At 72.0% G+C, this 25,932-nt stretch carries 24 protein-coding genes; 11 read left to right on the forward strand and 13 right to left on the reverse strand.

Annotated elements, in window-relative coordinates:
* Positions 1 to 135 precede the first annotated feature (135 nt).
* Complete coding sequence (locus tag IEY79_RS20315; RefSeq protein ID WP_189108971.1) at positions 136 to 4,827, reverse strand: ATP-dependent helicase; 4,692 nt, start codon at positions 4,825 to 4,827, stop codon at positions 136 to 138.
* A gap of 157 nt (positions 4,828 to 4,984) precedes the next feature.
* Here IEY79_RS20315 and IEY79_RS20320 point away from each other — a divergent pair, with 157 nt between their 5' ends.
* Positions 4,985 to 5,815: an AraC family transcriptional regulator gene (locus tag IEY79_RS20320; RefSeq protein WP_189108972.1), complete on the forward strand. Its 831-nt coding sequence runs from the start codon at positions 4,985 to 4,987 to the stop codon at positions 5,813 to 5,815.
* Positions 5,816 to 5,839: 24 nt separating this feature from the next.
* Here IEY79_RS20320 and IEY79_RS38030 read toward each other — a convergent pair whose 3' ends face one another.
* Together IEY79_RS38030 and IEY79_RS38035 are read right to left on the reverse strand one after the other, a co-directional pair.
* Complete coding sequence (locus tag IEY79_RS38030) at positions 5,840 to 6,286, reverse strand: aldo-keto reductase family protein (RefSeq protein ID WP_189108973.1); 447 nt, start codon at positions 6,284 to 6,286, stop codon at positions 5,840 to 5,842.
* Positions 6,192 to 7,001, reverse strand: coding sequence for an aldo/keto reductase (locus tag IEY79_RS38035; protein ID WP_189108974.1), 810 nt, complete (start codon positions 6,999 to 7,001; stop codon positions 6,192 to 6,194). The genes IEY79_RS38030 and IEY79_RS38035 overlap by 95 nt, the downstream gene beginning before the upstream one ends.
* 276 nt (positions 7,002 to 7,277) lie before the next feature.
* Here IEY79_RS38035 and IEY79_RS20335 point away from each other — a divergent pair, with 276 nt between their 5' ends.
* From IEY79_RS20335 to IEY79_RS20355, 5 genes are all read left to right on the forward strand, one after another.
* Positions 7,278 to 8,258: a LysR family transcriptional regulator gene (locus IEY79_RS20335; RefSeq protein WP_189108975.1), complete on the forward strand. Its 981-nt coding sequence runs from the start codon at positions 7,278 to 7,280 to the stop codon at positions 8,256 to 8,258.
* Positions 8,259 to 8,268: 10 nt separating this feature from the next.
* Positions 8,269 to 9,165: an AzlC family ABC transporter permease gene (locus tag IEY79_RS20340; protein WP_229700992.1), complete on the forward strand. Its 897-nt coding sequence runs from the start codon at positions 8,269 to 8,271 to the stop codon at positions 9,163 to 9,165.
* Complete coding sequence (locus IEY79_RS20345; RefSeq protein ID WP_189108976.1) at positions 9,162 to 9,473, forward strand: AzlD domain-containing protein; 312 nt, start codon at positions 9,162 to 9,164, stop codon at positions 9,471 to 9,473. The genes IEY79_RS20340 and IEY79_RS20345 overlap by 4 nt, the downstream gene beginning before the upstream one ends.
* A gap of 108 nt (positions 9,474 to 9,581) precedes the next feature.
* A complete protein-coding gene (locus IEY79_RS20350) occupies positions 9,582 to 9,776 on the forward strand; it encodes a DUF3046 domain-containing protein (protein ID WP_189108977.1) in 195 nt (64 codons plus the stop codon).
* 25 nt (positions 9,777 to 9,801) lie between these two features.
* A complete protein-coding gene (locus tag IEY79_RS20355; protein ID WP_373292587.1) occupies positions 9,802 to 11,058 on the forward strand; it encodes an AI-2E family transporter in 1,257 nt (418 codons plus the stop codon).
* A 35-nt stretch (positions 11,059 to 11,093) separates the two neighbouring features.
* Here the strand turns inward: IEY79_RS20355 and IEY79_RS20360 are convergent, their stop codons facing one another.
* Positions 11,094 to 11,738, reverse strand: a complete 645-nt coding sequence (locus IEY79_RS20360) for a response regulator (RefSeq protein WP_189108978.1) — start codon at positions 11,736 to 11,738, stop codon at positions 11,094 to 11,096.
* Positions 11,738 to 13,075, reverse strand: coding sequence for a sensor histidine kinase (locus IEY79_RS20365; protein ID WP_189108979.1), 1,338 nt, complete (start codon positions 13,073 to 13,075; stop codon positions 11,738 to 11,740). The genes IEY79_RS20360 and IEY79_RS20365 overlap by 1 nt, the downstream gene beginning before the upstream one ends.
* A gap of 207 nt (positions 13,076 to 13,282) precedes the next feature.
* Here IEY79_RS20365 and IEY79_RS20370 point away from each other — a divergent pair, with 207 nt between their 5' ends.
* From IEY79_RS20370 to recX, 5 genes are all read left to right on the forward strand, one after another.
* The gene (locus tag IEY79_RS20370; protein WP_189109122.1) at positions 13,283 to 14,074 is read left to right on the forward strand and encodes an ABC transporter ATP-binding protein; all 792 of its coding nucleotides are present in this window, start codon (positions 13,283 to 13,285) and stop codon (positions 14,072 to 14,074) included.
* Positions 14,068 to 16,653, forward strand: coding sequence for an FtsX-like permease family protein (locus IEY79_RS20375; RefSeq protein ID WP_189108980.1), 2,586 nt, complete (start codon positions 14,068 to 14,070; stop codon positions 16,651 to 16,653). Before IEY79_RS20370 ends, IEY79_RS20375 begins: the two co-directional genes overlap by 7 nt.
* A gap of 78 nt (positions 16,654 to 16,731) precedes the next feature.
* Positions 16,732 to 17,295, forward strand: a complete 564-nt coding sequence (locus IEY79_RS20380; protein ID WP_189108981.1) for a dihydrofolate reductase family protein — start codon at positions 16,732 to 16,734, stop codon at positions 17,293 to 17,295.
* A gap of 276 nt (positions 17,296 to 17,571) precedes the next feature.
* Positions 17,572 to 18,711 carry a recombinase RecA gene (recA, locus tag IEY79_RS20385; protein ID WP_189108982.1) on the forward strand — a complete coding sequence of 380 codons (1,140 nt, stop codon included), beginning with the start codon at positions 17,572 to 17,574 and terminating at the stop codon, positions 18,709 to 18,711.
* A gap of 9 nt (positions 18,712 to 18,720) precedes the next feature.
* Entirely contained in the window at positions 18,721 to 19,305 is a 585-nt protein-coding gene (recX, locus tag IEY79_RS20390) for a recombination regulator RecX (protein ID WP_189108983.1), read from the forward strand.
* A 95-nt stretch (positions 19,306 to 19,400) separates the two neighbouring features.
* Here the strand turns inward: recX and IEY79_RS20395 are convergent, their stop codons facing one another.
* From IEY79_RS20395 to IEY79_RS20425, 8 genes are all read right to left on the reverse strand, one after another.
* Positions 19,401 to 19,835: a rhodanese-like domain-containing protein gene (locus IEY79_RS20395; RefSeq protein WP_229700993.1), complete on the reverse strand. Its 435-nt coding sequence runs from the start codon at positions 19,833 to 19,835 to the stop codon at positions 19,401 to 19,403.
* Complete coding sequence (locus IEY79_RS20400; protein WP_189108985.1) at positions 19,832 to 20,437, reverse strand: cupin domain-containing protein; 606 nt, start codon at positions 20,435 to 20,437, stop codon at positions 19,832 to 19,834. Before IEY79_RS20400 ends, IEY79_RS20395 begins: the two co-directional genes overlap by 4 nt.
* Before the next feature lie 76 nt (positions 20,438 to 20,513).
* A complete protein-coding gene (locus IEY79_RS38420) occupies positions 20,514 to 20,600 on the reverse strand; it encodes a putative leader peptide (protein ID WP_311605579.1) in 87 nt (28 codons plus the stop codon).
* A gap of 33 nt (positions 20,601 to 20,633) precedes the next feature.
* The gene (locus IEY79_RS20405) at positions 20,634 to 22,343 is read right to left on the reverse strand and encodes an FAD-dependent monooxygenase (RefSeq protein ID WP_189108986.1); all 1,710 of its coding nucleotides are present in this window, start codon (positions 22,341 to 22,343) and stop codon (positions 20,634 to 20,636) included.
* A gap of 175 nt (positions 22,344 to 22,518) precedes the next feature.
* Entirely contained in the window at positions 22,519 to 23,460 is a 942-nt protein-coding gene (locus IEY79_RS20410; protein WP_189108987.1) for an amino acid ABC transporter permease, read from the reverse strand.
* Positions 23,457 to 24,125, reverse strand: coding sequence for an amino acid ABC transporter permease (locus IEY79_RS20415; RefSeq protein WP_189108988.1), 669 nt, complete (start codon positions 24,123 to 24,125; stop codon positions 23,457 to 23,459). The genes IEY79_RS20410 and IEY79_RS20415 overlap by 4 nt, the downstream gene beginning before the upstream one ends.
* A 97-nt stretch (positions 24,126 to 24,222) precedes the next feature.
* The gene (locus tag IEY79_RS20420; RefSeq protein WP_189108989.1) at positions 24,223 to 25,065 is read right to left on the reverse strand and encodes a glutamate ABC transporter substrate-binding protein; all 843 of its coding nucleotides are present in this window, start codon (positions 25,063 to 25,065) and stop codon (positions 24,223 to 24,225) included.
* 38 nt (positions 25,066 to 25,103) lie between these two features.
* The gene (locus tag IEY79_RS20425; RefSeq protein WP_189108990.1) at positions 25,104 to 25,889 is read right to left on the reverse strand and encodes an amino acid ABC transporter ATP-binding protein; all 786 of its coding nucleotides are present in this window, start codon (positions 25,887 to 25,889) and stop codon (positions 25,104 to 25,106) included.
* Positions 25,890 to 25,932: the final 43 nt, after the last annotated feature.

Raw genomic sequence — 25,932 nt, forward strand, 5'->3', positions numbered from 1 at the left:
GTGACGGGCGGCGTACGGGGTGTGGCGTGCGGAGATGTACGGCGACGGGGTCCGGGGTCCGAGGGCGGGCAGAGGTACGGGCCTTTGTGGGGCGGGGGCGCAGGCGGGTCCCGGGCCCTGAGGCCGGGCGGCGGTTCAGGCTCGCAGGCGCAGCCCTCTCGGGGTGGCGTGGAAGCCCGCCGACTCAAGGACACGGCCCACGGGTGAGGACAGCGCCTGCTCCCCGTTGGCACGCTCCACGGTGACCGTGCCGAGCGCGCCCGCGCGGGCGGCGGCCGCGAGGGCCTCGGCCGCCGCACGCAGCGACGCGTCGTCGGCGGGGTCCGGATGCGCCGGGTCGGACTGGGCGGCCGGGTCGCCGGGCCAGGCGAGGAGGGTCTTGCCGCCGCGCTCCATGTAGAGCGTCAGCGCGCCGTCGACCAGGACGACGAGGGAGCCCGCCTTGCGACCCGGTTTGTGGCCGGCGCCCGTCGGCGGGTCCGGCCAGGGGAGGGCCGCCCCGTAGGCGTTGGCGGGGTCGGCGGCGGCCAGGACCACGGCGCGGGGCGAGGGGTCGGACGCGGCGCGGTCGCGGGCCGTGGAGGCCGCGCGGAGGCGGTCCACCGCGCCGTCCATGGCGAACTGGGCGGCGCCGAGGCCCTCGACGACATAGCCGCGGCGTGCTTGTCCGCTGTCCTCGAAGACCGACAGCACCCGGTAGACGGCTGAGAAGCCGCCCTCGATGCCTTCGGAGGCGACGGCACCACGGGTCACCACTCCGTGCCGGTCGAGGAGGGTGCGGGCCAGGGCGTGGGCGCGGCGCGTGGTGTCCGGGTCGGCGGCCGGGAGCAGGGACCAGCGTCCGCTCACGGTCGGCGGCCCCGTACGGGAGGCGGGCCGGGCGGCGGCGGTGAGGGTGCCGTAACGCCCCCGTGGGACGGCCCGTTTGGCGCGGTGGGCCGTCGAGCCCGCCGTACGTCCGGAGCCGAGGAGGGAGCGCAGCGGTGCCAGGGTGTCGTTGGTCAGCCGCCCCGACCAGGCCAGATCCCAGACGGCGTCGGCCAGTTGGGGATCGGTGACGTCGGGGTGGGTGGTGGCCCGTACCTGGTCGGCGATCTGACGGAAGAACAGGCCGTACCCGCCGGAGAGGGTGGTGAGCACCGATTGGTGCAGCGCCGTCAGCTCCAGGGGATGCGGCGGCGGGAGCAACAGCGGCGCGGAGTCGGCCAGATAGAGCGAGACCCAGCCGTCCTTGCCGGGGAGGGAGCCCGCGCCGGCCCAGAGGACCTCGCCGGTGGTGGTCAGTTCGTCCAGGAGCGTCGGGGCGTACCCCGTGACCCGGGAGGGGAGCGCCAGCTTCTCCAGGGCGGAGGCGGGGATGGGCGCGCCCTGCAACTGCTCGATCGCGCGGGCCAGTCCGTCGATGCCGCGCAGGCTGTGATTGCCCAGATGCTGCCACTGGGGCAGGAACGTGGCGAGCGCGGCGGGCGGTACGGGCTCCAGCTCGTGGCGCAGCGCGGCGAGCGACCTGCGGCGCAGTCGGCGAAGGACGGTGGCGTCGCACCACTCCTGGCCGATCCCGGACGGATGGAACTCGCCCTGCACGACACGGCCGCTCGCGGCGAGGCGCTGCAGGGCTCCTTCGGTGACGGCGGGGCCGAGACCGAATCGCCCGGCCGCCGCGGACGAGGTGAACGGGCCGTGCGTGCGCCCGTAACGCGCCAGGAGATCACCGAGGGGGTCCTTGACGGGCTCGGTGAACGCCTCGGGGACCCCGACGGGCAGGGCCGTGCCGAGCGCGTCACGCAACCGCCCCGCGTCCTCGATCGCGGCCCAGTACTCGGCGCCGCCGATCCGCACCTGGATGGCGCGGCGGGACGCGGCGAGGTCGGCCGGCCACCGCGGCTCGGACCCACGCGCCGTCAACTCGGCGTCGGTGAGCGGCCCGAGGACGCGCAGCAGGTCGGCGACGCCCTCCACGTCCTTGATGCGGCGGTCGTCGGTGAGCCACTGGAGCTCGCGCTCCAGCTCCTCCAGGACGTCGGCGTCCAGCAGCTCGCGCAGTTCCGCCTGGCCGAGCAGCTCGGCCAGCAGGCGGGAGTCGAGGGAGAGGGCCGCGGCGCGTCGCTCGGCGAGCGGGGAGTCGCCCTCGTACAGGAACTGCGCGACATACCCGAAGAGGAGCGAGCGGGCGAACGGGGACGGCTCGGTGGTCGTGACCTCGACCAGCCGGACCCTGCGGGATTCGATGTCGCCCATCAGCTCGGTGAGACCGGGCACGTCGAAGACGTCCTGAAGACACTCCCTCACGGCCTCCAGGACGATGGGGAAGGAGCCGAACTCGCTCGCCACCTGGAGCAGTTGGGAGGCCCGCTGGCGCTGCTGCCAGAGCGGTGTGCGCTTGCCCGGACTGCGCCGGGGCAGCAGCAGGGCGCGCGCCGCGCACTCACGGAAGCGGGCGGCGAACAGCGCGGAGCCGCCGACCTGGTCGGTGACGATCTGTCCGATCTCGCCCTTGTCGAACGCGACATCACCGGCGCCGACCGGTGCCTGCTCGTTGTCGTACGTCGTGCCGAGCGACACCGGGTCCTGGTCGAGGAGGTCCATGCTCATCAGATCGGCGTCGGGCAGCCGGAGCACTATGCCGTCGTCGGCGTGCATGACCTGGGCGTCCATGCCGTACCGCTCGGACAGACGGGCGCCGAGGGCAAGCGCCCACGGTGCGTGCACCTGGGCGCCGAACGGGGAGTGGATGACGACCCGCCAGTCGCCCAGCTCGTCCCGGAACCTCTCCACGAGGATTGTCCGGTCGTCCGGGACATGACCGCACGCGCGGCGCTGCTCGTCCAGATACGCCAGGACGTTGTTCGCCGCCCAGGCGTCGAGCCCGGCGGCCACCAGCCGCAGCCGGCCGTCCTCCGGGGACAGGGCACCCACCTCGCGCAGGAACGCCCCCACCGCGCGCCCCAGTTCGAGCGGACGCCCCAACTGGTCGCCCTTCCAGAAGGGGAGCCGGCCGGGGACCCCGGGGGCGGGGGTGACGAGCACCTGGTCGCGGGTGATGTCCTCGATACGCCACGAGGTCGTGCCGAGCGTGAAGACGTCGCCGACCCGCGACTCGTACACCATCTCCTCGTCCAGCTCGCCCACCCGGCCGCCGCCCCTGCGGCCCTTGCTCTCGTCCGAGCCGGCACCGGAGGACCCGGCGAGGAACACACCGAAGAGGCCGCGGTCGGGGATCGTGCCGCCCGAGGTGACGGCCAGACGCTGGGCGCCGGGGCGGCCCGTGACCGTCCCCGTCACCCGGTCCCAGACCACACGGGGCCGCAGCTCGGCGAACGCGTCGGACGGATAGCGGCCCGCGAGCATGTCGAGGACGGCGGTGAACGCGGACTCGGGGAGCGAGGCGAACGGCGCCGCGCGGCGGACCAGGGCGAGCAGGTCGTCCGCCTGCCAGGTGTCGAGCGCGACCGTCGCGACGAGCTGCTGGGCCAGGACGTCCAGGGGGTTGGCGGGGACCCGCAGAGCCTCGATGGAGCCGGAGCGCATCCGTTCGGTGACGACGGCGGCCTGCACCAGATCACCCCGGTACTTGGGGAAGACGACGCCTGTGGAGACCGCGCCCACCTGGTGGCCGGCCCGGCCCACGCGCTGGAGGCCGGAGGCCACCGACGGGGGTGACTCGACCTGGATGACGAGATCCACCGCGCCCATGTCGATGCCCAGCTCCAGGCTGGAGGTGGCCACGACGGCGGGCAGGCGGCCCGCCTTGAGGTCCTCCTCGACCTGGGCGCGCTGCTCCTTGGAGACCGAACCGTGGTGGGCACGGGCGAGGAGCGGCGGGGCGCCCTTGGCGGCGCCCGACTCGGCCATGATCTCGGCGGGGGAGTGGGCCTCGGGCATGGCCTCACCCGTGGCCCGTTCGTACGCGATCTCGTTGAGCCTGTTGCACAGGCGCTCCGCGAGGCGGCGGGAGTTGGCGAAGACGATCGTCGAACGGTGCGCCTGGACGAGATCGGCGATCCGCTCCTCGACGTGCGGCCAGATGGAGGGCCTGTCGCCGTCACCGGCGTCGCTCCCGGTGTCGGCCGCCGGGGAGCCTCCCAGCTCGCCCAGATCCTCGACGGGGACGACGACGGAGAGATCGAACTCCTTCCCGGAAGGAGGCTGCACGATCTCGACCCGGCGCTGGGGGGAGAGATAGCGGGCGACCTCGTCCACCGGGCGCACCGTGGCCGAGAGGCCGATACGGCGGGCCGGACGCGGCAGCAGCTCGTCGAGCCGTTCCAGGGAGACCGCGAGATGCGCACCGCGCTTGGTGCCCGCCACGGCGTGCACCTCGTCCAGGATCACCGTCTCGATCCCGGCCAGCGCGTCCCGCGCCGAGGACGTGAGCATCAGGAAGAGCGACTCGGGGGTCGTGATCAGGATGTCCGGCGGTCTGGTCGCCATCGAGCGGCGCTCGGCGGCCGGGGTGTCGCCGGAACGGATGCCGACCCGGATCTCCGGCTCGGGCTGTCCCAGGCGCACGGACTCCTGCCGGATGCCCGTGAGCGGGCTGCGCAGATTGCGCTCCACGTCGACCGCCAGGGCCTTGAGCGGAGACACGTACAGCACCCGGCAGCGCTTCCTGGCCTCGGCCGGCGGGGGCACGGAGGCCAGCCGGTCGAGCGCGGCGAGAAAGGCGGCCAGGGTCTTGCCGGAGCCGGTCGGGGCCACGACCAGCACGTCCGAACCCTGGGCGATGGCGTTCCAGGCCCCCTCCTGCGCGGCGGTGGGCGCGGAGAAGGCCCCGGAGAACCAGCTGCGGGTCGCGGGGGAGAACGAGTCGAGTGCACTGCCGGACATCTCCCCATCGTGCACCCCGCCACTGACAATCGCCCGGACCTGCGGAAACGGGAGAGCCGACGTGGCGGGAAAGGCGCCGGCGGGCCGGGGGCGCACGACGGTGCCCGGGGAGGAAAGGGGAGGTCGGGCGCTGAGCGGCCGGTGCAAACTGGGGCCCATGGCGGCTCGGGAGCAGGCACGGCACTGGCGCTACCCGGAGCTGCCCGGCGTCGACCTCCTGCGGGCCCGGTACATCAGCAAGACGTTCATCAGGCACACCCACGAGACGTTCGTCATCGCCGCGATCACCGACGGCGTGGAGGTGTTCCACCACGGCGGCAGCGACCGGTACGCGGGCCCCGGCTCCCTGGCACTGGTCAACCCCGACACCCCGCACACCGGCCACGCGCAGGGGCCCGAGGGCTGGCGGTACGGGGCCGTCTATCCCTCCCCCGGCCTCGTCGCGGAGATCGCGGCCGAGACGACGCGGATCAGCGGTACGCCGGGCTTCGTCGAGCCCGTCGTCGACGACCCGTACGCCGTCCGCCTCGTCCACCGGGTCCTGCGCGCCGCCGACGAGGGGAACGCCCTCGCCGCCGACACGCTGCTGCGGGTCGCCGTCACCCGCCTCCTGCGGCTGAACGGGGCCGCGCTGCCGCGACGGACGGCGCGGGGCGCAGGCGCCAGGACGGCGGCACGCGCGCGTGCCGTGCTGGAGCGGCGGCTCGCCGACCCGCCGTCGCTGGAGCGGCTCGCGGCCGAACTGGGCACCGGCCCGTTCGCCCTGCTGCGGGCATTCAAGGACGCGTACGGCATGCCTCCGCACACCTGGCTCACCGACGCGCGCGTGCGCAGGGCCCGCCATCTGCTGGACGCGGGGACGGCCCCCGCCGAGGTGGCCGGCCTCGTCGGTTTCACCGACCAGCCGCACCTGAACCGGCATTTCACCCGGATCGTGGGGGTGCCGCCCGGCGCGTACCGCAAGGAGCGGGCGCCGGGCGGCAGCTGAGTACGCGGGAGAGGCGCGGGGCCGTTACGAGGGCCACCACGGGCTGCGCGCGCGCAGCTTCTCCTGGGCCGTGCTGATGACGCCCGGGTAGCTCTTGCCCGGGTACCACGGCACCGTGGCGATGCGGCCGAAGGCGGGGATCGTCTCCATATGGCGCACCATCCGCTCACGGGTGTCCGGGTCGGGCAGCGGTCCGCGCATGGCCGCGTGGTTCTCCAGGACATGTTCACGATTGGACGTCGCGGGCAGAGCGACGGTGACGGCGGGGTGCGAGACGACCCACTTCAGGAAGAAGGCCGACCAGGTCTCGATCCCGAAGTCCGCGGCGAACGCGGGCAGCCGGTGCCCCTCCACGGCATGGTGCAGCCGCGCCTTCTCAAGAGGCATGTTCACCAGGACCGCCACGCCGCGCTCGGCGGCGGCCCGCAGGACGGTGTTCTCGGCAGCCCTGGTGTGGATGGAGTAGTGCACCTGGACGAAGTCCGGTTCGCCGCGCTCGACCCCAGCTCGTCATGAGGTCGTAGTAGGCGGGGTCGTGATGCGAGATCCCGAGGTGGCGGATCGTGCCCTCCTTCTTCAGGGCGTGCAGGAGGGGCAGCACGACATCGATGTTGACCAGGCTGTGGCACTGGAGGACGTCGATCGGCCGCTCGCGGCGCAGGCGCCGCTGGGAGCGCTTGAGGATGTCCTCGGCCTGGCGGGTCTCCCAGAGGTACTCGCCCGTCGTCCAGATCTTGTCCGTGATGAACATCCGCTCGCCGATACCGAGCGACTCGGTGGCGCCACCGAGGGTCGACTCGGCCATGCCGTACAGCGGGGAGCAGTCGAAGACCCGGCCGCCGCCCTCCCAGTGCGTACGGACCACGTCGCGCACCGCGCGGGGTGTGCGCGGCGTGTGGGAGTCGAACGTCATGAAGGAGCCGAGCCCGATCGCCGGCAGCCGCTCGCCCGTGCGGGGCACCGTCTTGAGAACGAGGTCGCCGGGGGCCGAATCGGGGGACGGGCCGGGAGGCGTACCGGCGGCTGTGCCCGGCGACGTACCGGCGCCCTTCCCGCGTCCGTGCGCGGCGGCGGTGGCCGACGGCCCGGTCGCCGACAGGAGGCCCGCCGCGCCGGCCACGGCCCCCGCGACGACGGTGCGGCGGCTCGGCGCCGACGGTGAGCCCTTCGAGTGCTGGTGGTCCATGGAGAACTCCGTCCTGCTCGGCGCGTGCCGCTTCGGCCGCGCTTCTTCACGGATGCGGTCTTTCCGGTTCATTTCGGGTGCGCCGATGGGTCGTCGGCAGGCGCGTCGGCGCGCGTGGGCACCGACGCGTTCGTCTGTCCATGGGGGCGTGGGGGCACGTGAGCCGTGGCTGGTGCGAGACCGGCCCGGGGCCCTTGATCACACCCTGACAGCCGGGCCCCGGGGATGTCGACGGACTGCCCTCACCCGTTGGGAATGCTCGGATACCCTCCGGGTATGTCCGTCGACCTGCGGCTCATGCGGTACGTGATCGCGATCGCCGACGCGGGGGGTTTCGAGGGCGCGGCCGAGGCGCTCCATATGACGCAGCCGCCGTTGAGCCGTCAGATCAGCTCTCTCGAAAGGGAGTTGGGGGTTCAGCTGTTCCACCGGCGGCCCACCAGGCCGACCGAGGCGGGCCTGGTGTTCGTCGAGTCGTGCCGCCGGATCCTGCGGGAGACGGAACAGGCCGTCGAGCGGGTACGGCTGATCGGCGGCGTCGGCAAGGGCACCGTCAGGATCGGCTACACGGTCACGACGGCGTTCGACGAGATGCCCAAGCTCTTCGCCGCGATGCGCGAGCACCACCCCGGGATCGACGTGGACGCCAGAGAAGCCTGGGACACCGAGCTCACCGCCGCCCTGCGCGACCGCGAGATCGATGTGCTTCTCGGCCGACTGGTGCAGATACCGTCCGGTCACCGCACCGCGACGATCCGGCGCGATCCGCTGACCGCCGTGCTCGACGTCGGACATCCCCTCGCGGGCCGACCCGCGGTGGCCCTCCGGGAACTACGGGGCGAGACACTCCGGTTCTTCCCACGCGCCGTCGCGCCGCGCTACTACGACGGGGTCCTGGCCGCCCTGGGCACGTCGGGGGAGACCTTCGACGTCTGGGAGAACCGGCTGCCGGGGCTGCGCACTCTGGGGTCGGCCCTCAGCGGGCGGGACTTCATGATCCTGCCGAGCCCGCTGCGCGAGCATCTGCCCCCGAGCATGGTCGCCGTGCCGCTGCTCGACGAACTGCCGGCCGTCGAACTCCAACTGGCCTGGCCGTGCGACGCCCCGGAGGCGGTGGCCGCGCTCGTACACATGGCACGTCGGCTCGCCCGGGACGAAGGCTGGCTGCCGGCGCGCGGGACGGGGCGCGGGACGGCGCGTGGAACGGCAACGGGGCGCGCAAGAACGTACAAGACGGGGCCCGCGCCCGCCCCGTAGCGTCCGTGACGTGGCAGAAGACGTGGCAGAACAGACAGCATCGGCGCCGGGTCCGGAACCGACGGGGACATCCGCCGGGCCGGGCCCGGAGGCGAGCGGCGAAGCCGCGAACGACAGTGGGAGCGGTACGGGGGCAGGTGTCGCGGGCGGCACGGTTGCCCGTACGGCGCCGGAGGCCGGGCCCAGCGGTGAGCCGAGGGACGATCCGCGCGGGGAGCCGAAGCCGGATTCGGCCGTCGTCCGCGACGCGCTCGGCGTCGGCATCGCCGTCGGCCTCTCCGGCTTCGCCTTCGGCGTGACCTCCGCCGGGGCGGGCCTCACCCTCCTACAGAGCTGCGCGCTCAGCCTGCTGGTCTTCACCGGGGCCTCGCAGTTCGCGCTCGTCGGCGCGCTGGCGGCGGGCGGCAATCCCCTCACCGCCGCCGCCGGTGCCTTCTTCCTCGGCGTACGCAACACCTTCTACGGACTGCGTCTGTCTCAACTGCTGGCACTGCCACGGTTCATACGCCCCTTCGCCGCCCAGTGGGTCATCGACGAGACGGCGGCCGTCGCACTCGCGCAGCCCACCCGGCGCGGCGCGCGACTCGGCTTCACCGTCACCGGCCTCACCCTCTACGTGCTGTGGAACCTCACCACCCTGCTCGGGGCGCTCGGGGCCGAGGCCATCGGTGACACCGACGCGTGGGGGCTCGACGCGGCCGGGCCCGCCGTCTTCCTGGCCCTGCTCGCCCCCATGCTGCGGACGACGACGGAGCGCGCCGTCGCGGCCGTCGCCGTCGTCCTCGGGCTCGGTTTCCTGCCGCTGCTCCCCGCCGGCGTGCCGGTGCTCGTCGCCGCGCTCGCCGCCCCCGCCGTGCTCTGGTTCGAGGGCCGCGGGACCACCGACCGGAAGGGGACGGACCGTTGAGTATCTGGATCGCCGTCGCACTGACCGCTGTCGGCTGCTACCTCGTCAAACTGCTCGGGCTGCTCGTACCGGCGGGCGTCCTGGAGCGCCCAATCGTCCAGCGGCTCTCCGCACTGCTGCCCGTGGCGCTGCTGGCGGCTCTCACGGCGCAGCAGGCCTTCGGCGGCCCCGACGGCGCCCTGGTCGTGGACGCCAGGGTGGCCGGGCTCACGGCGGCGGGGCTCGCGCTGGTGCTGCGTGCCCCGTTCCTGGTCGTCATCGCGGCGGCGGTCGCGGTGACGGCCGCTGTACGCGCTCTCGGCGGCTGACCGGGAGCCGCGCGGCCACCGGGCGCGTTTCACCGACCGTGGGACGCCCGGCGCCCCGTGCGGGGCGGACGGCCCCGGCCGCACTCTCGGGAGCGGGATAATGGAGGCATGCGGTTGACGATTTTCTGGGAACGGATGGCGGACCACTTCGGCCCCGCGTACGCGGACTCCTTCGCCCGCGACCATGTGATGGCGGAGCTGGGCGGCCGTACGGTGCACGAGGCGCTCGACGCCGGCTGGGAGGCCAAGGACGTCTGGAGGGCGGTCTGCGCCGCCATGGGAGTGCCCGCCGAGAAACGGTGACGTACGCGTACGCGACACTGACCCTGTGCCGCTGACCGACGAAACAGCCCAGGACCCCCAGCCGTCATCTCCGCCCCCGCCCCCGCCCGCGGCGGGAGGTGTGGACGGGGCGGCCCGCATGCCCCGCTGGCTGCCTCGGGCCATGGTGCTCGCGCTGACCCTCGTCGCCTGTTTCCAGCTGGGCAGTTGGGCCTTCCACCAGCTCCTCTCGCTGCTGATCAACATCCTGATCGCCTTCTTCCTGGCGCTGGCGGTCGAGCCGGCCGTCAGCCGGATGGCTTCGCACGGTGTGCGGCGCGGACTCGCCACGTTCCTGGTGTTCTTCGCCGTACTGATCGCCAGCGTCGGCTTCGTCGTCCTGCTCGGCTCGATGCTCGCCGGGCAGATCATCGAGATCGTCGAGGACTTCCCCAAGTACCTCGACTCCCTCATCAACTGGACCAACCAGAACTTCCGCACCGAGCTGTCGCGCGTGGCCGTCCAGGACAGCCTGCTCCACTCCGACTGGCTGCAGAGATACGTCCAGAACAGCGCGAGCGGTGTTCTCGACATCTCGACCACCGTGCTCGGCGGTCTCTTCCGGCTCCTGACGATCTTCCTGTTCTCGTTCTACTTCGCCGCCGACGGGCCGCGGCTGCGACGCACCGTGTGCTCCGTCCTGCCGCCGGCCAAGCAGGCCGAGGTGCTGCGCGCCTGGGAGATCGCTGTCGACAAGACCGGCGGCTACATCTACTCGCGCGGGCTGATGGCCCTCATCTCCGGCGTCGCGCACTACATCCTGCTGGAGATCCTCGGGATCCCGTACGCGCCGGTGCTCGCGGTCTGGGTGGGCCTCGTCTCGCAGTTCCTGCCGACCATCGGCACCTATCTGGCCGGCGCCCTGCCGTTCCTGATCGCCTTCACGGTGGCCCCGTGGTACGCGCTGTGGGTGCTCGGATTCGTCGTGATCTACCAGCAGTTCGAGAACTACGTCCTCCAGCCCAAACTCACCGCCAGGACCGTCGACATCCACCCCGCCGTGGCCTTCGGCTCGGTCGTCGCCGGTACGGCGCTGCTCGGCGCGGTCGGCGCGCTGATCGCCATCCCCGCCGTGGCGACGCTGCAGGCCTTCCTCGGGGCGTACGTGAAGCGTTACGACGTGACGGACGACCCGCGTGTGCACGGGCACCGGCGCCGTGGCGCCGGGCGCACACTGGCGCGGATGCGCCGGGCACTGCGCCGCGGCCCGCTGCGACGTGGCGGCCCGCGCGTGCCGCCGCCCCGCGCGGACAGCGGCGCCTGAGCCCCCAGGAGGCCTTCGGCCTCTCCCGGCGGGGCTCAGCCGCGCAGATAGGCGAGCACGGCCAGGACGCGGCGGTTCGTCGCGTCCGTCAGTGAGAGGTCGAGTTTGGTGAGGATGCTGCCGAAGTGCTTGCTCACCGTTCCCTCGCTGACGTGCAGCGCCGCGCCGACAGCCGCGTTGGACCTGCCCTCCGCCATCAGCGCCAGTACTTCCTGTTCGCGCGGCGTCAGCCTCGACAGAGGGGCGCGCCGGTGCCTGAGCAGCTGTCGTACGACCTCGGGGTCAACCACCGTGGCCCCCTCGGCGACACGGCGGACGGCGTCGACGAACTCCTCGACGTGCCCGATCCGTTCCTTGAGGAGATAGCCGACACTGGTGCCGTCCGAGGAGTCGAGCAACTCCTCGGCGTACGCGCGCTGCACGTACTGGCTCAGTACGAGGATGGGCAGCTCCGGCTGCCGCTCACGCAACTCCAGCGCCGCGCGAAGCCCTTCGTCGGAGAACCCCGGCGGCATGCGTACGTCCGTCACCACGATGTCGGGCCGGTGCTCCGCCACCGCGGCGGTCAGCTCGCCGGCGGTCCCGGCCTCGGCGACGACCTGGTGCCCGAAGCGTTCGAGCAGGCCCTTCAGGCCGTCCCGCAGGAGCACGCTGTCCTCGGCCAGCACGATGCGCGACATCAGGTCCTCGTCCGGGTGGGAGTGGTGGTGGGGGTGGCCGGTTCGGCGGTCGCGGCGGTGTGGGCGAGTATGCAGGGGATCCGTACACGGAACACGGTGGGGCCGCCGGCGGGGCTGGAGATCCGCAGCCGGCCGTCGAGCACCGAGATGCGGTCCGCGACCCCCTGGAGGCCGCTGCCGCCGGAGAAGTCCGCGCCGCCCGCCCCGTCGTCCTTGACCTCCACGACCAGTTCGCCGTCGGCGATTTCGCCACGTACCTCCGCGCGGGCGGCCCCGCTGTGCTTCGCGACGTTCGCGAGCGCCTCGGAGACCGCGAAGTACGCCGCCGTCTCGACCGGTTCGGGCAACCGCCCCGGCAGCTCGAACCGTACGTCGACCGGCACCGTCGACCGGTCGGCGACGTCCTCGACGGCGTCCTTCAGCCCCCGGTCGGTGAGTACTTGGGGATGGATGCCCCGGATCAGCTCCCTGATCTCCACCAGCGCGGTGCCCGCCTCGTCGTGTGCTTTGGCCAGGAGGCCGCCCAGCGGCTCACCGGGGTTCTCCAGCCTCGCCAGGCCGAGCGTCATCGACAGGGCCACCAGGCGCTGCTGCGCGCCGTCGTGGAGGTCGCGCTCGATCCGGCGGCGCTCCGCCTCGAAGGCGTCCACCAGCCGCATCCGGGAACGGCCCAGCTCCTGGATCCGGGAATCCACGGCGGCCTCACGGGGCGACAGCAGCTGTCTGGTCAGCGCCGCACGCCCGGCGGCCACCACACCCAGCGGATAGGCGAGCAGGGGCAGCACGAGCGCACCGACCAGCGCCGCCGCGAACGCCTGCGGGTACGAGTGGGCCAGCCAGATCTTCAGTACGCGGACTTCCTCGCCCCCGCCGACCGTGGCCATGACGACCGGCGTGGCCAGCAGGCCGCCGCAGACGACGAGCACCGTTCCGACGACCAGCGCCTCCAGCGGCCACAGCACGAAGGCGAACAGCAGGGCGTAGCCCAACTCCCGCCACGTGGCCCGCTCCTTGAGGCGGACCCGTACCCACGCGGCGAGGCCGGGGCCGTCCGGCTCGCGGTGCGGATCGGCCAGTACGGCGGGGTCGATCAGCCGCAGCCGGCGACGCTCCAGCGCGGCCAGCGGGATGCCCGCGAGGGCGAACATCAGCAGCAGCGGAAGTCCGATCAGGACCACCGCCAGCGCGCCGCCGGTGACCGCCAGCAGGAGCAGCGAGACCAGGGTCGCGACACCGACGAGCACGCCGCTCAGCAGGTACGCCGCGGAGCGCCACGGCCACCCGCCGAGGAGGTAACGGGGCGCCCGGAGCGCCCGCCAGAGGCTGGGGGAGTGCATGGACGCACGGTAGGCGGGTGCCGGACGGGGCGACCACCCAGCTGGCTCCACCTTTCGCCCCGTACGTAGCCCCACCTGCCTCGCGTGGCGCCTCGCGGGGGCGTCGCGCGGGTTGGAGCGCGGGTGGAGACAGCTCCACCACCGGCGTGGCGTCCTGCTGTGATGTGCCCGGCGCCCGGCGCGGCTTGAGTGATCGCCATGAACGACATGACCAACACCGCCGCCCACGACAACGCCCGGGACGGCATCCTTACGAAGGACGTCACGAAGGACGTCGCGGTCCGGCTCCGTTCGCTCACGCGGTCCTACGGGAAGGGCGCCGCGGCGGTGACGGCGCTCGACCGGGTCACCCTCGACATACCCAAGGGCACCTTCACCGCCGTCATGGGACCTTCCGGCTCCGGCAAGTCCACCCTGCTCCAGTGCACGGCCGGACTGGACCGGCCCACCAGCGGGACCGTGCTTCTCGGGGGCCGCGACCTGACCTCGCTCAGCGAGAACAAGCTGACCCTGCTGCGGCGCGAACGCGTCGGCTTCGTCTTCCAGGCGTTCAACCTGCTCCCCTCGCTGACCGCCGAACAGAATGTCGCGCTCCCGCTGCGCCTGGCCGGCCGGCGGCCGAAACGGGGCGCCGTTCTCGACGTGCTGGAGCGGGTGGGGCTGCGCGACCGCGCGGGGCACCGGCCGAGCGAGCTCTCCGGCGGCCAGCAGCAGCGGGTGGCGCTCGCCAGGGCGCTCGTCACCCGCCCCGACGTCCTCTTCGGCGACGAGCCGACGGGGGCGCTGGACTCCCGGACGGGCCAGGAGGTCCTCGCCCTGCTGCGCGGCATGGTCGACGGCGGCCAGACGGTGATCATGGTGACGCACGACCCGATGGCCGCGTCGTACGCGGACCGGGTGCTCTTCCTGGCGGACGGCCGCGTGCGGGGCGCTCTCGACTCCCCGACCGCGGACCGGATCGCCGAGCGGATGACCGCCCTGGCGGTGGCCCCGTGCTGAGGCTGACGCTCCAGGGCATGAGGGCCCGCTGGGTCACCTTCACCGGGTCGTTCGTCGCGCTCGCCCTCGGCGTGGGGCTCATCGCCGCCACCGGGCTCGCGCTTGCGGCCACGTTCCAGGCACCGCACCGGGGACCTGAGCGCTTCGCCGCCGCCCCGGTGGTCGTCAGGGCATCCGACACCCTGCGGGTCTCCACGCCGGCCGGCGAGCGCACGCAGCGACTCACCGATCCGCGGCCGGTGCCGGACGGTCTGGCCGCAGCACTCGCACGGCTCGGCCCTACCGTCGAGGACCGGACGTTCCCGGTGTCCCTCGCCGACGCCTCCCTGGGAGGTGGCATAGACAGCGGGGACGGGGCGGGCGCGGTCGGGCATCCGTGGTCGGTCGCGGCGGCCACGCCGTACCGGCTCACGGACGGACGCGCGCCCGCGACGGCCGAGGAGATCGTCGTCGCCGTTGCGCCGGCCACGCGGGCCCGCTCCGGCGGTGGCGTGGAGGTCGGCGACCGCGTGCGAGTCAGGACCCCGGCCGGGACCGGCAGCCGCACCGTCGTCGGCACCGTCGGCGCGACGGACTTCGAGAACCCCATGTTCTTCACCGACGCGGAGGCGGCCCAACTCTCGCCCCGTATAGACGCGTTGGTGGTGCACGTGGACGCGACGGCGGTACGGAAGGCCGTACGGGCGACCGCCGGCACCCAGGCGTCCGACACTCCGGCCGGCAGCGGGCCCGGGTTCGAGGTCCTGACCGGTGGCGAACGGCGCAGGGCCGACCCCGACCCGGACCGCGACAGCGAGGCCCTGGTCGCCGTCAACGCCCTGCTGGGCACGGCGGCGGGCATCACCTGCTTCGTCTCCGTCTTCGTGGTCGCGTCGACCTTCGCCTTCGCCGTGGCCCAGCGCAGACGCGAGTTCGGTCTGCTCCGTACGGCGGGCGCCACTCCCCGGCAGATACGGCGGACGGTGTTCGCCGAGGCGGTCCTCGTCGCCGTACCGGCCTCGGCCGCGGGCTGCCTGCTCGGCGACATGGGCGCGCCGCCGCTCGCCGCGTGGCTGGTCGACAACGCTATCGCACCGCCTTGGTTCGCGATCGGCGACCAGACCTGGCCGCTGCACACAGCCTTCTGGACGGGCCTGTGCGTGGCGATGGCCGGCGTGCTGACGTCCTCCTGGCGGGCGGGACGGATCAAGCCCACCGAGGCGCTGCGGGAGGCCGCGGTCGACAGCGGGGCGATGCCCCCGAGCCGCCGGCTGCTCGGAGCCCTCGTCCTGCTGGCGGGCCTGGGACTGCTCGTATGGTCGCTGGCCACCGATCCCGGCGAGGCCCTCAAAAGGAAGACCTACATCACCCGGCCGATGCTGCTGATCGTCGGCTTCGCCCTGTACGCGCCCGTGCTCGTGCCGCCGGTGGTCAGGCTCGTCACGTGGCTGCCGGCCCGGCTGCCCGGCGCCACCGGTCTGCTGGCGCGGCAGAACGCGGCCACCGGGGTGCGCCGCACAGCGGCCGTCGCCGCTCCCGTACTGATCACCGTCGCGCTCGCCGCCTCCCTCCTGGGTACGACGGCGACGATCAGCGAGGCCAAGTCCACCGAGGCCGCGGCTCAGACGAGCGCCGACTACGTGGTGACGGCGCCGGGCGAGGAGGGCGCACTGCCCGACGCGTTCGTGACGCGCGCGCGGAGCATCCCCGGCACGGCCGTGAGCGCCTCCCGGGCCACCGCCGTGACCGTCCTCGAAGAGGACGTGGCTCTCGTGACGACCGAGGCCAGAGCCGTGGACCCGGCCGATCTCGCCGCGGTGGCCCGGCTGCCGGTGGCATCAGGCCGGGTGGCCGATCTCGACGACGGCGGCATCGTCGTCAACGAGGAGTGGCTGGAGGGGACCGTCGGGCAGCGGGTCAGGGTCTGGCTGGGCGACGGCCGCGAGGCGACCCTGCGGATCGTGGCGGTGCTCCGTACCGGCACCGGCGACAACGGGGTGTACGTGACCCCGCGCAACGCCCCCGGCGCCACGGTCGACCGCGTCGACATCAAGCTGCGGGACGGCGCGGACGGCGCGGACGGCGCGGACGTCGCCGCCGTCGACGCCGCGCTGCGCGAGGCTGGCAGGGCGACGGGAACGGCCGTCCTCACGAAGGACGCGTGGGTGCAGCGGAGCCACCCCCGCTCCAGCGAGAGCACCCGTCTGGGGATGCTGCTGATTCTGGGGATCGCCCTGCTCTACACCGGGATCGCGCTGGTGAACACCCTGGTCATGGCGACCTCCGACCGGGTCGGCGACCTCGCGGTTCTCCGGCTGACCGGCGCGACCAAGCCTCAGGTGCTCCGGCTCGTCGCGGCCGAGGCCCTGGTGGTCGTGGCTGTGGGCTCTCTCCTCGGCGCCGCCGTGGCCGGACTGAATCTCCTCGGCCTGCGAGGCGCCCTCGCGCTGCTCTCCGTCCGGTCGCCCCTGGTCGTGCCCTGGGGGAGTCTGGGAGCGATGGTGGCGGCGAGCGCCGTACTGGCGGTGGTGGCCGCCGTCGTACCGGCACTGGCGGCGCTGCGCACGAGGCCGGTCGAGGTCGCGGGGACGCGCGAGTAGCCGCACCGTCGCGACGAGTTCGGCCGGGTGCGGGGGTCGTCCGTGACCGACGGCAACCGACGAGGCGGAGGTCCGTGCGTGCGCGATTCTCTCATTACCGAGAACATCACCGTCGACGGTGTCATCGACGCGGCGGGCGGCTGGTTCGCCCCGGCGGAGGGGACGGAGGACCAGTCCGACATCAACGAGGAACTCCGGAGGCAGATGACCGCCGCCGACGCCTTCCTCGTCGGGCGGGTGACCTTCGAGGAGATGCGGGGCTACTGGCCCCGGCGGACCGACGACACCACCGGCGTCGGCGACTACCTCAACTCCGTGTCGCAATACGTGATCTCCCGCACGCTGGGCGACCCCGGCTGGGAGCACACCACCGTGCTGCGGGGTGACGTCCGCGCCGAGGTCCGGGAGTTGAAGGCCGGGGCGGGCGGAGACATCGTGACCACGGGCAGCGTGAGGCTGGCCCGGGAACTCGTCGCGGCCGGACTGGTCGACGAGTACCGGCTGTTCGTGTATCCGGTGGTCCTCGGGCACGGCCGGCGGCTGTTCGCCGGCGCCGGCGCCGCCGACGTGCCGGGGCTGCGGCTGGTCCAGAGCCTGCCGTTCACCTCGGGTGTCGTGCTGCTGCGCTACCGGACGGTGTAGGTCACGGAGCGGCGGCGCGGTCGGTTGCGGCCCGTGCCGGTCTCTCCGTGCCCGTACTCGTGCGCCCGCCCCGGCTCCGGCCGCTCCGCGACACGCCCGCGAGAGGTGCTTGACACCAAAATCGAACAGACGTTCTCATGGGTTGTGGCCGGTTGGTCGGGGTTCCGGGAGCCGGGAGTTATCCACAGGCCGGGAGGACGTCGAGGCCCATTGTCAGTGGCAGGGGATAGCGTCTTCGATGTGAAGCGATCAACACAAGCAAATCGGGTGGAACCCATGGCAGGATCCGACCGCGAGAAGGCGCTGGACGCCGCTCTCGCCCAAATTGAACGGCAATTCGGCAAGGGCGCGGTAATGCGCCTCGGCGAGCGGCCGAACGAGCCCATCGAGGTCATCCCCACCGGGTCGACCGCACTCGACGTCGCGCTCGGCGTCGGCGGCATCCCGCGTGGCCGAGTGGTGGAGGTGTACGGGCCGGAGTCCTCCGGCAAGACGACGCTGACGCTGCACGCGGTGGCGAACGCCCAGCGGGCGGGCGGCACGGTCGCCTTCGTGGACGCGGAGCACGCTCTCGACCCGGAGTACGCGAAGAAGCTCGGCGTCGACATCGACAGCCTGCTGCTGTCCCAGCCGGACAACGGCGAGCAGGCCCTGGAGATCGTGGACATGCTGGTCCGCTCAGGGGCGCTCGATCTCATCGTCATCGACTCCGTCGCGGCCCTCGTGCCGCGCGCGGAGATCGAGGGCGAGATGGGCGACTCGCACGTGGGTCTGCAGGCGCGGCTGATGAGCCAGGCGCTCCGGAAGATCACCAGTGCGCTCAACCAGTCCAAGACCACGGCCATCTTCATCAACCAGCTCCGCGAGAAGATCGGCGTGATGTTCGGCTCGCCGGAGACCACCACGGGTGGCCGGGCGCTGAAGTTCTACGCCTCGGTGCGGCTCGACATCCGTCGTATCGAGACGCTGAAGGACGGCACCGACGCCGTCGGCAACCGCACCCGCGTCAAGGTCGTCAAGAACAAGGTCGCGCCGCCCTTCAAGCAGGCCGAGTTCGACATCCTGTACGGCCACGGGATCAGCCGTGAGGGCGGTCTGATCGACATGGGCGTGGAGGAGGGCTTCGTCCGCAAGGCCGGTGCCTGGTACACGTACGAGGGCGACCAGCTCGGCCAGGGCAAGGAGAACGCCCGCAACTTCCTCAAGGACAACCCCGATCTCGCCGACGAGATCGAGAAGAAGATCCTGGAGAAGCTGGGTGTCGGCGTCAAGCCGGAGGAGCCGGCGGCCGAGCCCGGAGCTGCCGCGGCCGGTGGCCCTGCCGCCGCCGGAGCCCCGGCCGGCGACACGGCCAAGACGGTGCCCGCTCCCGCCACCAAGGCCAAGTCGGCCAAGGCGGCGGCGGTAAAGAGCTAGTTCGGCGCAGTGCCTTATGCGAAGAGGCGGCGAACTGAACAGCCGGGCGGCAGCCCCGACTCGTCGAGGGCCGAGAAGGAGCTGCCGCCCCAGGATCCGGCGGAGCGGGCGCGGGGGATCTGTCTGCGCCTGCTCACCGGGACCCCTCGCACCCGGAAACAGCTGGCGGACGCGTTGGAGAAGCGCGACATCCCCGCGGATGTCGCGGCGGAGGTCCTCTCCCGCTTCGAAGACGTGGGACTGATCAACGACGCGGCGTTCGCCGACGCGTGGGTGGAGTCCCGGCACCACGGCCGGGGCCTGGCCCGGCGTGCCCTGGCGCGTGAACTGCGCACCAAGGGGGTGGACTCCGACCTGATCGACGAGGCGGTGGGACAGCTCGACTCCGACCAGGAGGAGGCGACCGCACGGGAGTTGGTCGCCCGCAGACTCCGCTCCACCCGCTGCATGGAGCGGGACAGGAGGGTGCGCAGACTCGCGGGCATGCTGGCCCGCAAGGGATACCCGCAGGGTCTCGCGCTGCGGGTGGTCAAGCAGGCGCTGGAGGCGGAGGGTGAGGACACCGAGGGACTGGACGAGGAGAGCATCTACTGAGGTTTACGGGGGGCCCGCAGCACAGGGCAGCCGGACGAACGATGAACACCAGACCCGGTCCGCACGGGGGCGGCCGGGGCCCGGCCCAGACCCGCTCAGTGCGAGACCGGCATGCCTTCCGCCTTCCACGCCTGGAAGCCGCCGACGAGGTCCGTCGCGCGGTGCAGCCCCAGCTGGCGCAGTGAGACAGCCGCGAGACTCGACGCGTAACCCTCGTCGCAGATCACCACGACGCGCAGATCGTGACTGGTGGCCTGCGCCGCCCGGTGGCTTCCCTGCGGGTCGAGGCGCCACTCCAGCTCGTTGCGCTCCACGACCAGCGCACCGGGGATCAGCCCGTCGCGCTCCCGCAGCTCCGCGTACCTGATGTCGACCAGCAGCGCGCCGTCCTCGGCGGCGGCGAAGGCCTCGCGCGGTTCGACCCGGTCGAGTCCCTCACGGACCCGGTCGAGCAGTTCGTCGATCCCCACCGGCGCCGCGGGTATGCCTGCCCCGCCCCGCGCCGGCTGCTCGCTCGGCCCGCCGCTCACTGCCACTCCTGCGGACGCTCGACCTGCTCAAGACGGAGCACCGCGCCGGTGCGGCTGTAGCGGCGCATCAGCGGCAACGGCGGGTAGTAGGCGTGCACCGAAACGGCGTGCTCCGAGTCCGACTCGTTGCGCACCTCGTGCACATGATGGCTGCCGAAAGCGCGGGCGTCGCCCTTCGTCAACTTCCGCGCCCGGTCGACCCCTTCGGCCAGCTCCAGCGTCTTCCAGCCCTCGGTCGGCAGCCGGGCGGCCAGCGAGTCCTCCTGGAGCGCTCCTCCCGCCGTGGCGAAGGCGCCGAACGAGCCGCCGTGGTCGTGCCAGCCGGTCCCCGTGCCGGGCGGCCAGCCGATGATCCACGCCTCGCTGCCGGCGGGGCCTTCGAGGCGGATCCAGGTACGGCCCTCGGGGTCGAGGGGGAGGGTGGAGACGAGCTCGGCGTCGGCCGCCGTACGCCGGACGAAGGCCAGCAGTTCGGCCTGCGTGGGAGCGCCCGGGGCCGCGGGCACCGGAGCGGGGGAGCCGGCCGGGGAGGCGACTGCCCTTGGAGCTACGGCAGTTGACGCCGGGGCAGCGGACGCGGGGATGTCGGGAGAGGGAGACATGATGACCGTCCTGGAAGTTCGCGGATGCGCGACGTCGTGTACCGATGCACGACGAGCGCCATGAGAGGGGGCGAATTCAGCAGGACGGACGACACACACAGCCCGCATAGCGGACCAGGTCCATATGGACCCTCCGCCACAGGCGCACATCGGTGTCAGTCACGCTCCGGAGTACACCATGTGATCACGACGACGGTCAATTGATGTTCGCGGTCCGGTCCGTACGGGCGGAGTGATCTTTCGCCGGAGAGGGCTCAGGCACACCCCCACGTGCGGCGTCGGCCGCCGCGTACAGCTCGCCGGGACGCACTCCGCCGAAGGCCGCGACCAGATGCCCGTCGGGCCGTACGAGCAGCACGGAGTGCGCGGACGCCCCGGGATAGCTCTCGGTGACCAGCAGCTCGGCCGGTGCCGGCAGCGCCGCCACGGCCTCGGCGAGCCGCGGCATCACCCCCGCCGTCAGCCAGTGCCGCCGGTCCCACACACCCGTTCCCGGTGCGACCAGCACCACCAGCATGCTGCCCCTGCCGAGCCGGTCCCGCAGTCGTACCGTCATGCCGTCGGGCGCCGTCACCAGCACGTCGTCGACGGGCGCCCCCGTCCGGGTGTCGACCGTCGTGTGCGCCTCGGCGTACGGAGGCGCCAGGGGGGAGTGCGGGTACGCGGGGGGCGCGCCCAGCGGCCCGTGCCCCAGATGCCCGTCGGCGAGCAGGGCGTCGTGGCCGCGCGAGCTGCCCAGATACGTACGCAGCCCTCCGCCGCCGCGAAGTATCGTCAGCGACTGGTCCGCCGCGCGCAGCCGGGCGGCGACCGCGGTCCGGCGTTCCGCCTGGTAGCTGTCCAGCAGCGTCTCCGACGCCCCGTGGTGCCAGGCGTGCGCCAGCTTCCAGGCCAGGTTGTCGGCGTCCCGCAGCCCCTCGTCGAGCCCCTGCGTGCCGAGCGCGCCCAGCAGATGCGCGGCGTCACCCGCGAGGAAGGCCCTCCCGACGCGCCAGCGCCGGGCGAGCCGGTGGTGCAGCGTGTACACACCGGTGTCGAGCAGGTCGTACGGCGGCGTCTCGCCGCACCACCCGGCCAGGGTGTCCCGTACCCGCGTCACCAGCGCCTCCGGCGTGACCAGCTCGCCCCGGGCGGGCAGCAGCCAGTCCAGCCGCCACACACCGCCCGCGAGCGGCCTGGCGGACACCTCCTGGCCACCGCCCCGCCACGGCGGCTGACGGTGCAGCACGGCCTCGCCGGGCCAGGGCAGTTCGACGCGGAGCGCGGCGACCGCGTGCCGCTCCACCGCTGTACGGCCCGGGAAACGGACGCCCAGGAGCTTGCGGACGGTCGACCTGGCGCCGTCGCAGCCCACCACATGGCTTCCCCGCCACCAGGTCGCCCCGGGGCCACGCGTGTGCACCGTGACGCCCCGCGCGTCCTGCTCCAGCGAGTCGAGCCGGCTGTCCGCCACCAGCCGTACGAGGTCGTGGCGCGCCACGGCGTCCCTGAGGCCGCGCGTGAGGGCGTGCTGGGGGAGGTGTAACGGGGAGGGGAACACCGCGTCGGCGCGTTCTCCGTCACCGGCGCCGGCCGAACCGGCGCCGCCCGGGCCGGCACCCGCAACAGCCGCCCCGCTCGCGCCACCCACCTCGTCCGCGTCACCGAGCGGCAGCTGCCGCATCTGCTGCTTGCGCCTCAACTGGCGCCAACCGACCCACCAGGCGCCTTCGTCACGGAGCGTGGAACAGCCCAGCCGCGCCATCAGCGCGGCGGTGTCGGGCCGCAGCACCGCCGTACGGGCCGGACGCGGATCGTCCTTGCCCGTCCCCTCGTCCAGCACGACGACGGGAACGCCCTGGGTGGCGAGGCAGAGCGAGAGCGCGAGCCCCACGGGGCCCGCGCCGACAACGATCACCGGGTCCACGGCGCGACCCCTCCGGCCCGTACGGTCAGGTGGCGATTGGCGGTTGGAACCCGGAGAGCGATCACAGAACGTATGCAACCTACTGCGGGTGCTTGCGTCAAGTGACGGAGGCAGCGACGCCGCGCGCCGCTGCCTCCGTCGAGTCCGTCGGCCCCGTTTCCGGGGACCGTCACGGCTAGGGAACCGCGCCGCCGCCACCCGGGCCGCTCCCGCCGTCCGTCTTGCGGATGTCCGAGAGCCTTTCCGGTGTACCCGTGGCGGTCAGGTCCTCCATCGCCTCGCCGGTCAGCACCGCACCGGTGCTCCTCTTGGCCCGGCGCAGCCGCTTCTCCAGCCAGGACGCGAACGTCGTCAGCAGGAGGTTCAGCACGATGAAGATCACCGCGACGACGATGAAGCTCGGGATGACGTTCGAGTAGTTCGCGGCGAGCGTCTTCCGGGCATTGAGCAGCTCCGTGAAGCTGAGCAGCGCGCCGCCGAGCGCGGTGTCCTTCACGATCACGACGAGCTGGCTCACGAGCGCGGGCAGCATCGCGGTCACCGACTGCGGCAGCAGGATGCTCCGCATCGTCTGGCCCTTGCGCAGACCGATCGCCTTGGCGGCCTCCGTCTGCCCCTTGGGCAGCGACAGGATGCCCGCGCGGACGACCTCGGCCAGGACGGACGCGTTGTACAGCACGAGGCCCGTGACGACCGCGTACAGCGGACGCATCTCCGTACTGATGTCGGTGGACGTCGCGTAGAACTGGTTCGCGAACACCATGAGGATCAGCACCGGGATCGCGCGGAAGAACTCGACGACCACACCGGCCGGGACCCTGACCCACCGGTGGTCGGAGAGCCGGGCGATACCGAAGAGAGCGCCGAGCGGCAGTGCGATGACCAGAGCGAGGGCCGCGGCTTTGACGGTGTTGGCGAGCCCCGGCAGCAGGTACGTCGTCCACGCCTGGGACTCGGTGAAGGGGCTCCACTTCGCCCACTCCAGCTGCCCCTTGTCGTCCATGGCGGAGTAGATCCACCAGACGCCGAGGCCCAGGACTATCAGGAACAGCACCGTGTACACGATGTTGCGCCGCTTGGCTCCGGGGCCCGGCGCGTCGTACAGAACGGAAGTCATCGCTTAACCGCCACTCGCTTGGCGACCCAGCCGAGGATGAGACCGGTCGGCAGAGTCAGGACCACGAACCCGAAGGCGAAGATCGCCGAGATGAGGATGAGTTGCGACTCGTTCTCGATCATCTCCTTCATCAGGAGGGCCGCTTCGGCCACACCGATGGCCGCGGCCACGGTCGTGTTCTTCGTCAGGGCGATCAGTACGTTCGTGAGGGGCCCGATGACGGAGCGGAACGCCTGGGGAAGGACTATGAGCGACAGGACCTGGGTGAAGTTCAGCCCGATGGCCCGCGCGGCCTCCGCCTGCCCGACCGGCACCGTGTTGATGCCCGACCGGATGGCCTCACAGACGAACGCGGCCGTATAGACGGTCAGTCCGAGAATGGCCAGCCGGAAACTCAGGGCGTCGAAGTCGTCGGCCGCCCCCAGCGTGATGCCGAAGATGTCGGCGAGACCGAGGGAGGAGAAGACGATGATGACGGTGAGCGGAATGTTCCGGACGACGTTGACGTACACCGTGCCGAATCCGCGCATCAGCGGAACCGGGCTCACCCGCATCGCGGCAAGTATGGTGCCCAGGACGAGGGAGCCGATTCCGGAGAAGACGGCGAGCTGCACCGTTACCCAGAACGCCCCGAGCAGGTCGTAACCTTCAAGAAAGTCGAACACGATCTCCCGCGCTCTCGCGTTTGTTGATGGCGTGGCGCGCCACCCTCAGGGGGCGGCGCGCCACATCTGCGCCGTACGAGCTGACGGCCGTGCCGATTCAGCTGACGATGTTGCCGATCTTCGGGGCGGGCTCGTTCTTGTACTCGGCCGGGCCGAAGTTGTCCGTCACGGCCTTGTCCCAGGCCTTGTCGGTCACCATCTTCTCGAGGGCGGCGTTGATGTCGTCGACCATCTTGGCGTCGCCCTTCTTGACGCCGATGCCGTAGTTCTCGTTGCTCAGGCTCAGGCCGGCGAGCTTGAACTTGCCCTTGTTCTGGTCCTGCGAGGCGTAGCCGGCGAGGATCGAGTCGTCCGTGGTCAGCGCGTCGACGGCGCCGCTGGCGAGTGCGTCGATGCACTCCGAGTACGTGCCGTACTCCTTCAGCTGAGCCTTGGGAGCCAGCTCGTCACTCACGTTCTGCGCGGAGGTGGAGCCCGCCACGGAGCAGAGCTTCTTGCCGTTCAGGTCCGCGCCCTTGGCGATGTTGTCGTCGGAGCGGATCAACAGGTCCTGGTGGGCCAGGAGATACGGCCCGGCGAAGTCGACCTTCGCCTTGCGCTCGTCGGTGATCGAGTAGGAGGCCACGATGAAGTCGACGTCGCCGCGCTCAAGAGCGGTCTCGCGGTCGGCGCTCGGGGTCTCCTTCCACGTGATGTCCTTCTCGGCGTAACCGAGTTCCTTCGCCACGTACGTCGCGACATCGACGTCGAAGCCGGTGTAGGAGCCGTCCGGGGTCTTCAGGCCGATACCGGGCTGGTCGAACTTGATACCGACGGTGATCTTCTTGCCACCACCTTCGCCCTCGCTCGACGAGTCGCTGTCGTCGGAACCGCAGGCGGTCGCGGTCAGGGAAAGGGCCAGTACGGCGGCGGCAGCAGCGCTAGCTTTACGGAGATTCATGGTCAACATCCTTCGTTGTCTCGAAAGTTACGGGCAGCTCAGTGGTGCAGGATCTTCGAAAGGAAGTCCTTGGCCCGGTCGCTGCGAGGGTTGGTGAAGAACTGCTCCGGCGTCGCCTCTTCGACGATCTGGCCGTCCGCCATGAAGACGACCCGATTCGCGGCGGACCGCGCGAAGCCCATCTCGTGGGTGACTACGACCATGGTCATGCCGTCACGTGCGAGCTGCTGCATGACTTCGAGCACCTCGTTGATCATTTCCGGGTCGAGCGCCGAGGTCGGCTCGTCGAAGAGCATGACCTTGGGCTCCATGGCCAGCGCGCGGGCGATCGCGACGCGCTGCTGCTGACCACCGGAGAGCTGCGCGGGGTACTTGTCCGCCTGGTTGGCCACACCGACGCGGTCCAGCAGGGTCCGTGCGAACTCGTCCGCGGCCCGCTTGTCCTTCTTGCGGACCTTGATCTGCCCCAGAGTGACGTTCTCCAGGACGGTCTTGTGCGCGAAGAGGTTGAAGGACTGGAAGACCATGCCGACGTCGGCGCGCAGTCGGGCCAGCTCCTTGCCTTCGGCGGGCAGCGGCTTCCCGTCGAGCGAAATGCTGCCGGAGTCGATCGGCTCCAGACGGTTGATGGCGCGGCACAGTGTGGACTTGCCGGACCCCGAGGGCCCGATCACGACGACGACCTCGCCACGGGCGATGGTCAGATCGATGTCCTGGAGCACATGCAGCGCGCCGAAGTGCTTGTTGACGTTGCTCAGCACGACCAGGTCGCCCGACGCCGGCCCGGCGCCCTCGGTTTCCTTGGTCACTGAAACTCCGCTCATCGGCTTCTTGCTCCGTCCTCCTCGGTTGGGAGGACCTTAGTCA

It is taken from the genome of Streptomyces camponoticapitis, assembly GCF_014646115.1.
Taxonomy (GTDB): domain Bacteria; phylum Actinomycetota; class Actinomycetes; order Streptomycetales; family Streptomycetaceae; genus Streptomyces; species Streptomyces camponoticapitis.